The 12,838-nt window shown below is 65.6% G+C and carries 8 protein-coding genes and 1 riboswitch; of the genes, 3 read left to right on the forward strand and 5 right to left on the reverse strand.

The window, feature by feature from the left end:
* Nucleotides 1-182 precede the first annotated feature (182 nt).
* The gene (locus FQ664_RS17245) at nucleotides 183-2,183 is read left to right on the forward strand and encodes a peptidase U32 family protein (protein WP_144173597.1); all 2,001 of its coding nucleotides are present in this window, start codon (nucleotides 183-185) and stop codon (nucleotides 2,181-2,183) included.
* Nucleotides 2,184-2,454: 271 nt separating this feature from the next.
* Here the strand turns inward: FQ664_RS17245 and FQ664_RS17255 are convergent, their stop codons facing one another.
* A complete protein-coding gene (locus FQ664_RS17255) occupies nucleotides 2,455-3,780 on the reverse strand; it encodes a sigma-54 dependent transcriptional regulator (protein WP_144173601.1) in 1,326 nt (441 codons plus the stop codon).
* A gap of 342 nt (nucleotides 3,781-4,122) precedes the next feature.
* Here FQ664_RS17255 and FQ664_RS17260 point away from each other — a divergent pair, with 342 nt between their 5' ends.
* Nucleotides 4,123-4,389 (forward strand): hypothetical protein, encoded by a 267-nt coding sequence (locus FQ664_RS17260; protein ID WP_144173603.1) that lies wholly within the window; start codon nucleotides 4,123-4,125, stop codon nucleotides 4,387-4,389.
* A 106-nt stretch (nucleotides 4,390-4,495) separates the two neighbouring features.
* Here FQ664_RS17260 and FQ664_RS17265 read toward each other — a convergent pair whose 3' ends face one another.
* From FQ664_RS17265 to cobW, 4 genes are all read right to left on the reverse strand, one after another.
* Nucleotides 4,496-5,062 carry a vWA domain-containing protein gene (locus FQ664_RS17265; protein WP_144173605.1) on the reverse strand — a complete coding sequence of 189 codons (567 nt, stop codon included), beginning with the start codon at nucleotides 5,060-5,062 and terminating at the stop codon, nucleotides 4,496-4,498.
* A 101-nt stretch (nucleotides 5,063-5,163) separates the two neighbouring features.
* Nucleotides 5,164-6,186, reverse strand: coding sequence for a magnesium chelatase ATPase subunit I (locus FQ664_RS17270; RefSeq protein ID WP_144173607.1), 1,023 nt, complete (start codon nucleotides 6,184-6,186; stop codon nucleotides 5,164-5,166).
* Between the two features lies 1 nt (nucleotide 6,187).
* Complete coding sequence (gene cobN / locus FQ664_RS17275; RefSeq protein ID WP_144173609.1) at nucleotides 6,188-9,949, reverse strand: cobaltochelatase subunit CobN; 3,762 nt, start codon at nucleotides 9,947-9,949, stop codon at nucleotides 6,188-6,190.
* 3 nt (nucleotides 9,950-9,952) lie between these two features.
* Nucleotides 9,953-11,020, reverse strand: a complete 1,068-nt coding sequence (cobW, locus tag FQ664_RS17280) for a cobalamin biosynthesis protein CobW (protein ID WP_144173611.1) — start codon at nucleotides 11,018-11,020, stop codon at nucleotides 9,953-9,955.
* A gap of 100 nt (nucleotides 11,021-11,120) precedes the next feature.
* Nucleotides 11,121-11,333: riboswitch (cobalamin riboswitch) on the reverse strand.
* A gap of 384 nt (nucleotides 11,334-11,717) precedes the next feature.
* Between cobW and FQ664_RS17290 the strand changes: the two genes are divergently transcribed.
* The gene (locus FQ664_RS17290; RefSeq protein ID WP_144173615.1) at nucleotides 11,718-12,737 is read left to right on the forward strand and encodes a branched-chain amino acid aminotransferase; all 1,020 of its coding nucleotides are present in this window, start codon (nucleotides 11,718-11,720) and stop codon (nucleotides 12,735-12,737) included.
* Nucleotides 12,738-12,838: the final 101 nt, after the last annotated feature.

A 12,838-nucleotide genomic window follows, 5' to 3' on the forward strand; every position in this document is an offset into this window, starting at 1 on the left:
CGCCGGCAAGCCAGCTCCCACCTCGACCGCATCAGCCAGCCATATGCTCTCCCTGTGGGAGCTGGCTTGCCGGTGATGAGGCCGCTGCCGGCAGTACACCTCTCGGCACCCCAATGATGCCGCCAGCCCGTTTCGCCGCTACAATGCCCGCCTAAACCGTGACAGCCCGAACCTATAACGACATGTCCCTTCCAAAGAATCACCTGGAACTGCTCAGCCCTGCCCGTGACGTGGCCATCGCCCGTGAAGCGATCCTGCATGGCGCTGACGCCATCTACATCGGTGGCCCGAGCTTCGGCGCGCGCCATAACGCCTGCAACGAAGTCAGCGATATCGCCGAACTGGTCGCGTTCGCCCATCGCCACCATGCACGCGTGTTCACCACCATCAACACCATCCTTCACGACAACGAGCTGGAACCCGCGCGCAAGCTGATCCACCAGCTCTACGACGCCGGTGTCGACGCGCTGATCGTGCAGGACCTGGGGGTGATGGAACTGGACATCCCGCCGATCGAACTGCACGCCAGCACCCAGACCGACATCCGCACCCTGGAACGGGCCAGGTTCCTCGACCAGGCCGGCTTTTCCCAGCTGGTACTGGCCCGTGAGCTGAACCTGCAGCAAATCCGTACCATCGCCGCCGAAACCGACGCCGCAATCGAGTTTTTCATTCACGGTGCGCTGTGCGTGGCGTTCTCCGGCCAGTGCAACATCTCCCATGCGCAGACCGGCCGCAGCGCCAACCGTGGCGACTGCTCGCAAGCCTGCCGCCTGCCCTACACCCTGAAGGATGACCAGGGCCGCGTGGTCGCGTTCGAGAAGCACCTGCTGTCGATGAAGGACAACAACCAGACCGCCAACCTGGCTGACCTGGTCGATGCCGGCGTGCGCTCGTTCAAGATCGAAGGCCGCTACAAGGACATGGCCTATGTGAAGAACATCACCGCCCACTACCGCAAGGAGCTCGACGCCATCCTCGAAGGGCGCCCGGAACTGGCCCGTGCCTCCAGCGGCCGCACCGAGCACTTCTTCGTACCCGACCCGGACAAGACGTTCCACCGCGGCAGCACCGACTATTTCGTCACCGACCGCAAGGTCGATATTGGCGCCTTCGACTCGCCAACCTTCACCGGCCTGCCGGTGGGCGTAGTGGAAAAGGTCGGCAAGCGTGACATGCAAGTGGTCACCAAGGCGCCGCTGACCAACGGCGACGGCCTCAATGTGCTGGTCAAGCGTGAAGTAGTGGGCTTCCGCGCCAACATCGCCGAACCGCGTGGCGAGTTCGAGGAAGACGGCGAGAAGCGCTACCGCTATCGCGTCGAGCCCAACGAAATGCCCGAAGGCCTGCACAAGCTGCGGCCCAACCACCCGCTGTCGCGCAACCTTGACCACAACTGGCAGCAGGCCCTGCAACGCACCTCGGCCGAGCGCCGCGTCGGCGTGCAATGGCACGCGGTACTGCGCGAGCAACGCCTGGCGCTGACCGTCACCAGCGAGGAAGGCGTGAGCGCGCAAGTGGCACTGGACGGCCCGTTCGGCCCGGCCAACAAGCCGCAGCAGGCGCTGGACCAGTTGCACGACCTGCTCGGCCAGTTGGGTACCACCCTGTACCACGCCGACAGCATCGAGCTGGACGCCCCGCAGGCGTATTTCATCCCCAACTCGCAGCTCAAGGCCTTGCGCCGCGAAGCCATCGAGGCGCTGACTGAAGCACGGCTGCAGGCGCACCCGCGTGGCGGGCGCAAGGCCGAGAGCACGCCGCCACCGGTATACCCCGAGTCGCACCTGTCGTTCCTGGCCAACGTGTACAACCAGAAGGCCCGCGACTTCTACCACCGCCACGGCGTGCAGCTGATCGATGCGGCCTACGAGGCCCATGAAGAGCACGGCGAAGTGCCGGTGATGATCACCAAGCACTGCCTGCGCTTCTCCTTCAACCTGTGCCCCAAGCAGGCCAAGGGCGTGACCGGCGTGCGCACCAAGGTGGCGCCGATGCAGCTGATTCAGGGTGATGAAGTGCTGACCCTGAAGTTCGACTGCAAGCCGTGCGAAATGCATGTGATCGGCAAGATGAAAAGCCACATCATCGACCTGCCGACCCCGGGCAGCGCGGTGGCCCAGGTAGTGGGGCATATCAGCCCGGAAGACCTGCTGAAGACCATTCCACGCGGGCCGCACTGATCATTGGCCTGTAAGGGCCCTTTCGCGGCTAAAGCCGCCCACAGGAACTGCGCCAACCCTCACGGTCGGTACAGTACCTGTGGGAGCGGGTTTACCCGCGAACACCGGCGTAGCCGGTGCCATCCACCGCGGTGCCTGATTCGCGGGTGAACCCGCTCGCACAGGGATCGCGCAAGGCCCTGGCCTGTAGAAGCAATGACCTGAATCAAAGACCTTGAAGCCTGCGCGGCCGTTGTGGGAGCGCACCAATACATGACCTTTGCGCTGCCAGTCAGCGCATCTGATGCTTGTGCAGCAACCGATAGAAAGTCGGCCGGGAAATGCCCAGCATCTTGGCCGCCACGCTCAGGTTGTCACTGTGCCGGCTAAGGACATCGCACAGCGCCTGGCGCTCGGCCCGAAGCTTGTACTCCTCCAGCGTGCCCAGCGGTTGCTGCACCTGGTCGAGGGTTTGCAACCCCAGGTCCTGCGCCTCGATTTGCCGGCCTTCGGCCAGCACCAGCCCGCGCCGTACCCGGTTGGCCAGTTCGCGGACATTGCCCGGCCAGTCATGCCGGCCCATGGCCGCCAGGGCATGGTCGCTGAACGAACGTGGTCGGCGCCCGGTTTCCAGGCTGTAAAAATGGGCAAAATGACTGGCCAGCATCGACAGGTCGCCATGCCGGTCGCGCAAAGGCGCGGTCACTACCTGCAATACGTTCAGGCGGTAATACAGGTCTTCGCGAAAGCGCCCTTGCTCGATGGCCCTTTCCAGGTCCACGTGGGTAGCCGCCAGTACCCGCACATCCACCGGGATCGGCTGGCTGCCGCCCACCCGCTCAATGTGTTTTTCCTGCAGAAAGCGCAACAGATTGGCCTGCAACTCCAACGGCAGGTCGCCAACTTCGTCAAGGAACAACGTGCCACCATGGGCCGCTTCGATGCGCCCGGTTTTGCGCTGATGGGCACCGGTGAAAGCGCCCTTCTCATGACCGAACAGTTCGGACTGGATCAGGTGCTCGGGGATCGCTCCACAGTTGATGGCAATGAACGGCTGCTCGCTGCGTTGCGACTGGCGGTGCAGGGTGCGCGCCACCAGTTCCTTGCCGGTGCCACTTTCACCGCGGATCAGCACCGGCGATTCGGTGGGCGCCAGCTTGCCCAGCAGCTTGCGCAGCTCGCGGATCGGGCGGCTCTCGCCGAGCAGCTCGTGGCTCGCTTCTTCCACCCTTGCCGCCCCTTTGCCACGCAGGCGCGCCATGCCGAAGGCCCGGCCCAGGGTGACCTGCACGCGGGAAACGTCGAACGGCAAGGTGTGGAAATCGAAGAACCATTCGCAAACAAAATCGCCGACAGCCGGCATGCGCAGCTGTTCGGCGCTGAGCACGGCAATCCATTCGGTGTTGCTGCGCTTGATCAAGTCCCTGACCCCGTCCGGGCGCCTCAGGTGCGACGCCTGCAAGCGCAACAGGCCCACATCGCAAGGATGATCCAGCGCGGCACCGAGCATGCAGCTGTCAACATCCCAGCCTGCGCTGCGCAAGCCAGGCAACAAACGGTGGCAGTCATCGCAGGGGTCGACGATGAGCAAACGGCGTTGGGCGGCAGGTTGCTGCATGACCAGTCCTTGGCGCCAGTTTTCGGTTTTGTGAAATAAAACAGCAAGTTGTGGCGCCCGATTAACAGTAGCAACGAAGTTGACGGTTCCCAGTACCGTCTGTCTGCCGAATCATTTTTTTACAATGCGTGACGGGAATTTTCGCACTTTATCGACATCACATGGCGGCATAGGCAAGAACGGATTTGACCCTGCAAAAATTTTTTACATCCAATGTGTGACTTGCCCCCGGACAACGAGCATCAGTACACATAACCCCGCGCTGCACTTCGCGATAACCGAGGCGACTTTGAAGCAACGCGGACCTCACTTCGCTGTTTGGGACCATAGAGAGACCGAACCATGAATGCCCCGCTCCGTGTCAACGAAGCACTGCTGATTGCCGACCACGCCTTCGAACCTTTCCAGTGCGTAGCCTGGGATGCACCCAACGGTACTGGTGAGCTGAGCCTGGCAGTGATCGACCGGACCAGCACCCGCATCGGCAGCAAGCAAGTATCCTCGCGTATCTACTCCGACCCGGCCCGGTGGGCCAGCCTGATCGAAGAAGTGCGCGCCGAACTGTGCGAAAAAGGTTACGACCTGCAACCGTGGTCGATGCCGAAATAATATCGGCCGGCAAACCAAGTGCGTGCGCAGCCACGCACTTGTACAACTTCCGGGTTGCTGTTCTGGCAACTTTTCTTATTGCGACATAGTGTCGCATCGATACTTTTCAATTCATCAGCCTGAACTGTTGCAGGTGCTGGTAATCAGCCTGTAGTTGTTGCGCCAGACGCTGCGCGCGGCCCAGGCGCACCGGCGCCAGTTCCATATCCACCAGCAAAGTGGCACACGGCATCGGCTGCACGGCGTTCCAGTGCTGCAGGCGACCATCGGTAAACACCAGACAGCGCAGCGCCTCTTCGGGGTGGGCCCGTTGCCGCACCAGTAACCAGTGTCGAGCCTGTTCCAGTGCAGCGATCAACGGCGTTCCGCCACCGGCACCCAAGGCTTGCAGCCAAGGTTGCAAAGCGGCCGAGGCCTTCAGGCCGTGGCGCTGCCACTGCGGCGTGCTTCCGCTGGCGGTAAGCAGCGCCAGCCGGGCACGCTGGCGGTAGGCCTGGTCGAACAGCGCCGCCAGCAGCCCTTTGGTTTGCGCCAGCGTCTGGTGGCGGCGGGTCGAGGCCGAAGCATCGACGATAACCAACCACAGTTCTGCGGGCTTGGCCTGGCGTTGCTGCCAGCACAGGTCCTGACGCTGGCTTGGCCGGCCCTTGAGCAGGGTCGGCAGCCAGGCCACCCGACCGGCCGCGGCACTGCGCGCCCGGCCCCGGCTGGCACCGTACTGCTTACCTGCGCCCGCTTTGGCATCCGCCCGTTTGGCTGGTGGCTGGGGGATGCTCAGGGCTTTTTTGCCCAGTTCGGCACCTCACGACGGGCGCCGCTGGCCACCGGCTGCGCCGGCATTGCGCCCCAGTCACCCTGCCCGCCCTGTTCACCAGGGTTGCCTGCGCCTTGCTGACCGGGCTGCTGCTCAGGCTGCTGCGGCGCCGAAGGTGGGTTGGCCTGGGGCGTAACGCGGCGGCGATGGCGCAAGGCGAACTCGGCCACTGCATCGACATCGGCTTGTTCGATGGCCGCGCCACCGCGCCAGGCACAGTGGGCGCGTGCGGCGCGCAGCCAGACCAGGTCGGCGCGCAGGCCGTCGACCCCGGCGGCGTAGCAGCGTTCGGTGATCCAGGCCAGCGCCTGGTCGTCCAGGGCAATGCCGGCCAGGGCGTGGCGCGCCACCTGGCAGCGCTCGCGCAATTGCATCTGGGCCTCGGCCCATTGCGCGCAGAAGGCCTGCGGGTCGCTGTCGAAGGCCAGGCGACGGCGAATGATCTGTTGCCGTGCCTCGGGCTCGGGCAAGCCTTCCAGCGCCACGTTCAGGCCAAAGCGGTCGAGCAGTTGCGGGCGCAGTTCGCCCTCCTCCGGGTTCATGGTGCCGATCAGCACGAAACGGGCACTGTGCCGGTGCGAGATACCATCGCGCTCGACGCGGTTGGTGCCGCTGGCGGCCACGTCGAGCAACAGGTCTACCAAGGTGTCAGGCAGCAGGTTGACTTCATCGACATACAACACACCGCCATCGGCCTGGGCCAGCACCCCCGGGGAAAACTGGGCCTTGCCCTGCCCCAGCGCGGCATCCAGGTCGAGGGTGCCGACCAACCGTTCTTCGCTGGCGCCCAGTGGCAGGGTGACGAACGGGCCCTCACCGAGCAGGTCGGCCAAGCCTCGGGCCAGGGTACTCTTGGCCATGCCACGCGGCCCCTCGATCAGCACGCCGCCGATCTTCGGGTCGATGGCGGTCAGGCACAGTGCCAGTTTCAGGTCGTCCGCAGCGACCACGGCGGCCAGCGGAAATTGCACGGGTTCACTCATTTCAAGCCTGTTCCTCGCCGTCGAGCAGTTGTTCCTCGAGGGCTTCGCGGTAGTCGCCAGGCGCCTGCCACAGGCCGCGCTGCTGGGCCTCCAGCAAACGCTCGGTAAGGTCGCGCAGGGCCTCGGGGTTGTGCTCGCGCATGAAATCGCGGGTCGCCGGGTCGAGCACGTAGGCATCGGCCAGCGCCTGGTAATGATGGTCGTCGATCAGCTGCGTGGTGGCGTCGAAGGCGAACAGGTTGTCGACTGTCGCGGCCATCTCGAAGGCGCCTTTGTAGCCATGGCGCTTGACCCCGTCGATCCACTTCGGGTTAAGCGCCCGGGCGCGGATGACCCGGTTCAACTCTTCCTTGAGGGTACGGATGCGCGGCCGATCGGCCTGGCTGTGGTCGCCGTGGTAGCTGGCCACTGCCGCACCGGACAGGGTTTCCGACGCCGCCAGCATGCCACCCTGGAACTGGTAGTAGTCGTTGGAGTCGAGCAGGTCGTGCTCGTGGTTGTCCTGGTTCTGCAGCACCGCCTGCACTTTGGCCAGGCGCTGGGCGAACTGGGCGCGCGCCGGGGTGCCGTCGTCGCTGGCGCCGTAGGCATAGCCGCCGTGGTTGAGGTAAACCTCGGCCAGGTCGTCACGGCTGTGCCACAGGCGCCCGTCGATGGCGTTCTGCACCCCGGCGCCATAGGCCCCGGGCTTGGCACCGAACACCCGCCAGCCGGCCTGGCGCGCGGCCTGCTCGGCGTCCACGCCCTGCGCCTGCAGCGCGGCACGCTCGCTACGCACGCGGGCGGCCAGGGGGTTGAGATCGTCGGGTTCGTCCAGTGCGGCCACCGCCTGCACGGCGGCATCGAACAGGCGAATGAGGTTGCCGAAGGCGTCACGGAAAAAACCGGAAACGCGCAAGGTCACGTCCACCCGCGGGCGGTCGAGCAGGCTGAGCGGCAGGATTTCGAAATCGTCGACCCGCTGGCTGCCGGTGGCCCACACCGGTCGCACCCCCATCAGCGCCATGGCCTGGGCGATGTCATCGCCGCCGGTACGCATGGTTGCCGTGCCCCACACCGACAGGCCGAGCTGACGCAGGTGATCGCCGTGGTCCTGCAGGTGGCGCTCGAGGATCAGGTTGGCCGAGGCGAAGCCCAGGCGCCAGGCGGTGGTGGTGGGCAGGTTGCGCACGTCCACGGTATAGAAGTTGCGACCGGTGGGCAGCACGTCCAGGCGCCCACGGCTTGGCGCGCCACTGGGCCCGGCGGGCACGAAGCGCCCGGCCAGCGCCGCCAGCAGGCCGTTCATTTCGGCGCTGCCGCAGGCGTCCAGGCTGGGTGCCACCGCTTCGCGCAGCGCCTGCACCACGTCGTGCACCGGCTGCCATTCGCTCAGGGCAGGTAACGGTACGGTTCCGCCCAGCGCCTGGTCGATGACCTGCAGCGCCAACAGTTCGAGGCGCTCGCGAGTATCGCCACAGGTGCGCCAGGGCTCGCTGCTCATGGCCTGCAACTGCTCAGGGCGCGCGCCCTGCCACGGCTGCCCGAGTTCGCAATCGAGCGGGTCGAAACCCGGCACCAGCGCCCTGGCCAGGGCCCGCAGCAGGCTGGCATTGCCGCCGCGACCGTCGCCACGCTCGACCCGCACCAGCGCCAGCAAGGTATCCAGGCGCAGCCGGCCCTCAGGCGATTGACCGAACACATGCAGGCCATCGCGAATCTGCGACTCCTTCAGGTCACACAGATAGGTGTCCAGGCGCGGCAGCCACACGGCGGCATCGTCCAGTTGGCCTTCCAGCTGCAGTTCGCGGTCGATGTGGTTGACCTTGACCAGCTCGAGAATGTCGCGCTGCAACTCGCGGGCCCGCCGTGGATCGAGCAGTTGTGCTTCGTAGAACTCGTCGGCCAGCTGCTCCAGGTGGCGCAACGGGCCATAGGTTTCGGCACGGGTCAGCGGTGGCATCAGGTGGTCGATGATCACCGCCTGGGTACGGCGCTTGGCCTGGGCACCCTCGCCCGGGTCGTTGACGATGAACGGGTAGATGTTCGGCAGCGGGCCGAGCAAGGCGTCCGGCCAGCACTGCGCCGACAACCCGACGCCCTTGCCGGGCAGCCATTCGAGGTTGCCGTGCTTGCCGACGTGGATCACCGCGTCGGCGGCAAAGGCATGGCGCAGCCAGAAGTGGAACGCCAGGTAACCGTGCGGCGGCACCAGGTCCGGGTCGTGGTACACCGCGCTGGGGTCCACCTGGTAGCCCCGCGCCGGCTGGATGCCGACGAAGGTCAGGCCAAAGCGCAGACCGGCCACCATCAGCCGGCCACTGCGGTACATCGGGTCCTGCTGCGGTGGCCCCCAGCGCTCCAGCACTGCCTGGCGGTTGGCCTCGGGCAGGCGCTCGAAGGCGGCCTGGTAATCGGCCAGGCTCAGGCTCTGCGCGCAGGGGCGCAGGTCCAGTTGGTCGAGGTCGTTGGTCACGCCACCGAGCAACTGGCGGATCAGTTGCGTGCCGCTGCCCGGCAAGTCGGCCAGCGGGTAGCCCTCGGCCTGCAGGGCCTTGAGGATGTTCAGCGCCGCCGCCGGGGTGTCCAGACCAACGCCGTTGCCAATGCGGCCATCCCGGGTCGGGTAGTTGGCCAGCACCAGGGCCACGCGCTTCTGGGCATTCGGCAGGCGCGCCAGCTCGACCCAGCGGCGGGCCAGCTCGGCGACAAAGTCCATGCGCTCGGGGTGGGCGCGGTAGCAGACCACGTCGGACTGGCTGCGCTCGCTGCGCCAGGCCATGTCCTTGAAACTGACCGGGCGGGTGATGATGCGCCCGTCCAGTTCGGGCAAGGCAATGTGCATGGCCAGGTCACGCGCCCCCAGGCCCTGCTCGCTGGCTTCCCAGCCGGGCTGGTTGTCTTGCGCGCAGATGGCCTGCAGCACCGGGATGTCACGCCGGAACGGGCGCAGGTTGGGGCGTTCGGGGCTGGAGAGGGCAAAGCCGGTGGTGTTGACCAGCACCTCGGCACCCACCTCGTCCAGCCAGGCTTCGACCTGCTCCAGGCAGGCGCTTTCCTTGAGGCTGGCCACGGCGATCGGCAACGGGTTGAGCCCGGCGGCCTGCAGGCGCTGGCAGAACACGTCGATGAACGTGGTATTGGCCGCCTGCAGGTGCGAGCGGTAGAACAGCAGCGGCGCCACCGGCTGCTCGGGGTGCCACTGCGGGTACCAGTCCTCCAGCGTGGCGTTGCCCTTGGCCGGGTGATACACGGCGGTGCGCGGCAAAGGCTGCGGCTCGTCCCAGGCGTAGTCGCGGCCCAGCCACTGGCTCGCCAGGCAGTTGAACAGGTTGATGGCGTTGGCCTTGCCGCCCTGGCGCAAGTAGTGCCAGAGGCGCTCGGCCTGCGCGCCGCTGACGCTGCCCAGGCTGGTCAGCTCCGGGTCCGGGCGGTCGTCGCCCGGCACCAGGATCAGTTGCACGCCACGGCCGGCCAGCCCGACCAGTTGCTCGATGCCATAGCGCCAGTAGCCGACGCCACCGTGCAGCGACACCAGGATGACCTTGGCATGGCGCAGCACCTGGTCAACGTACAGGTCGACCGAGGCATGGTTCTGCACCTGCATCGGGTTGGCCAGGCGCAGGCTGGGGTAGTCCTCGGGCAATTGCTCGGCGGTATCGGCGAGCAACGCCAGGTGCGAATCGCCGCTGCAGAGAATCACCAGCTCGGCGGGAGTCTGGCCGAGGTCGGCAATGCTGTCATCCGGCACGAAACCGCCGGGCTGGGTCCGCAGCAGGTGCATGGGTCAGGCGCCCAGGGCCTGGCGCAGGCGCGCTTCCAGCTGGGCAGCGTCGAGGTCCTGGCCGATCAGCACCAGGCGGGTGATGCGCGGTTCGTCGGCGCGCCAGGCGCGGTCGAAGTGCTTGTCGAAACGGCTGCCCACGCCTTGCACCAGCAGGCGCATCGGCTTGCCCGGGATGGCAGCGAAGCCTTTGGCGCGCAGGATGCCGAACTCCACCACCAGCTGGGTCAGGGCGTCGAGCAGCAGGCTTTCGTCGGCTTCGGGCAGGTCGATGGAGATGGAGTCGAAGGCATCGTGGTCATGATCGTCATGGTCATCGCCATCATGGTGCGAGTCATGGTGGGTACGGCGACCATCGATGTGTGCCTCGGACTCGGCGTCCATGCCCAGCAGTACTTCCAGCGGCAGCTTGCCGCTGCTGGCCTCGACCACCTTGACCGCCGGCGGCAGCTCTTCGGCCACCTCGGCGCGGACCTTGGCCAGGCCTTCGGCGTCGATCAGGTCGGCCTTGTTCAGCACCACCAGGTCGGCGCTGGCCAGCTGGTCGGCGAACAGTTCGTGCAGCGGCGATTCGTGGTCCAGGTTGGGGTCGAGCTTGCGCTGGGCATCGACCTGGTCCGGGTAGGCGGCGAAGGTGCCGGCGGCCACGGCCGGGCTGTCGACCACCGTAATCACCGCGTCGACGGTGCAGGCATTGCGGATTTCCGGCCACTGGAAGGCTTGCACCAGCGGTTTCGGCAGGGCCAGGCCACTGGTTTCGATGAGGATATGGTCCAGGTCGCCACGGCGTGCCACCAGCTCGCGCATCACCGGGAAGAACTCTTCCTGCACGGTGCAGCACAGACAGCCATTGGCCAGTTCGTAGACCCGACCGCTGGCTTCTTCCTCGGTGCAACCGATGCTGCACTGCTTGAGGATTTCGCCGTCGATGCCCAGTTCGCCGAACTCGTTGACGATCACCGCAATGCGGCGGCCCTGGGCGTTGTCGAGCATGTGGCGCAGCAAGGTAGTCTTGCCCGAGCCGAGGAAGCCGGTGACGATGGTGACGGGAAGCTTGGCCAGTGTTTTCATGTCGCATTGCCCTTGGCAGATTGGCGCGGGCATGCAGGACGACAGCCGCAGGCCAGGCCGGCCGGGCTTGTTCGCCACCGGATCACCCCGCCCGGTTGAAAGTCGAAAACGTGACGAGGCAGGTCTCCTGGCTCGCACCGTTCCAGGTGCCCGCTGGTGCAGCAGGCTGGCGGGATGACGCCTTCCCGCGCGCAGGCGCAGTGGCTGTGTCGATCCGTTATCGGTGCTTACAGTTGCGGGGGCAGCCGCGGCTTGTACCGCGTTCCCGTCTTAGCTTCGGCCTGGCCGAAGAACCTCGAAGTGGCAAGGCTACGCAGTGGCTGGCGGGTGGTCAACCATTGCTGCCGGGCTGGGCGACCACAAGCGGTACAACTGGGTTACAGTAGTGGCCTCAGCCCCAGTAAAGGACGCCCCATGCCCCTCGCCCCCGTCATACCGGTACTGCGCCTGGGATGTGCGGTTCGACAGTGAAGAAGCCTGCTGGCAGAGCCACCGCGGCGACTGGGCGAAGCGGCGAAGCCCGTGCCATCCACCGCGTCGCCTGTTTCGCGGGTGAACCCGCTCCCACAGGGTCCGCGGCGCGCTCACGGAATTCGTGACTGGCCGTTCCCGATCCGCCACGGATGTATTATGGTGGCGTGGTGCGCATATAACAGCAGCCCGAGCAATCGGGCACTTGCAAGACAATGAGGGTGTCATGAGCAACGAAAGCATTAATTGGGACAAGCTTGGTTTCGACTACATCAAGACCGACAAACGCTACCTGTCCGTATGGCGCAATGGCGAGTGGGACAAAGGCACCCTGACCGAAGACAACGTACTGCACATCAGTGAAGGCTCCACGGCCCTGCACTACGGCCAGCAGTGCTTCGAAGGCCTCAAGGCCTACCGTTGCAAGGACGGTTCGATCAACCTGTTCCGCCCGGACCAGAACGCTGCCCGCATGCAGCGCAGCTGCGCCCGCCTGCTGATGCCGCAGGTGCCGACCGATGTGTTCATCGAGGCGTGCAAGCAAGTGGTCAAGGCCAACGAGAAGTTCGTACCACCGCATGGCAAAGGCGCCCTCTACCTGCGCCCCTTCGTGATCGGCACCGGTGACAACATTGGCGTGCGCACCGCGCCCGAGTTCATCTTCTCGATCTTCGCCATCCCGGTTGGCTCGTACTTCAAGGGCGGCATGAAGCCGCACAACTTCCAGATCTCCAGCTTCGACCGCGCCGCCCCGCAAGGCACTGGTGCGGCCAAGGTGGGTGGCAACTACGCCGCCAGCCTGCAGCCGGGCGCTGAAGCGAAGAAAGCCAACTTCGCCGACGCCATCTACCTCGACCCGCTGACCCACACCAAGATCGAGGAAGTCGGCTCGGCCAACTTCTTCGGCATCACCGGCAACAACGAGTTCGTCACCCCGAAATCGGCCTCGGTGCTGCCAGGCATCACCCGCCTGTCGCTGATGGAACTGGCGCAATCGCGCCTGGGCCTGACCGTGATCGAAGGCGATGTGGAAATCAACAAGCTGGACCGCTTCATCGAAGCCGGCGCCTGCGGTACCGCTGCGGTGATCACTCCGATCGGCGGCATCGAGTACAACGGCAAGCTGCACGTGTTCCACGACCTGGAAAAGGTCGGCCCGGTTACCCAGAAGCTCTACAACGAGCTCACCGGTATCCAGAGCGGTGATGTGGAAGCACCGGCAGGCTGGATCGTCAAAGTCGCCTGAGACGATATAGCGGTTTGAAATAAGGGGCATGCCAGCGATGGCATGCCCTTTTTTTGCGGACTTATGCTCCAAACATGTCCCTGTGGGAGCGGGCGCGCCCG

The sequence above is a fragment of the Pseudomonas persica genome (assembly GCF_900291015.1).
Lineage (GTDB): Bacteria > Pseudomonadota > Gammaproteobacteria > Pseudomonadales > Pseudomonadaceae > Aquipseudomonas.

Coding starts and splice junctions, on each gene's coding strand:
- FQ664_RS17290 (WP_144173615.1), top strand. CDS start 11,718: ATGAGCAACGAAAGCATTAATTGGGACAAGCTTGGTTTCGACTACATC.
- cobN (WP_144173609.1), bottom strand. CDS start 9,949: ATGCACCTGCTGCGGACCCAGCCCGGCGGTTTCGTGCCGGATGACAGC.
- FQ664_RS17260 (WP_144173603.1), top strand. CDS start 4,123: ATGAATGCCCCGCTCCGTGTCAACGAAGCACTGCTGATTGCCGACCAC.
- cobW (WP_144173611.1), bottom strand. CDS start 11,020: ATGAAAACACTGGCCAAGCTTCCCGTCACCATCGTCACCGGCTTCCTC.
- FQ664_RS17255 (WP_144173601.1), bottom strand. CDS start 3,780: ATGCAGCAACCTGCCGCCCAACGCCGTTTGCTCATCGTCGACCCCTGC.
- FQ664_RS17245 (WP_144173597.1), top strand. CDS start 183: ATGTCCCTTCCAAAGAATCACCTGGAACTGCTCAGCCCTGCCCGTGAC.
- FQ664_RS17270 (WP_144173607.1), bottom strand. CDS start 6,186: ATGAGTGAACCCGTGCAATTTCCGCTGGCCGCCGTGGTCGCTGCGGAC.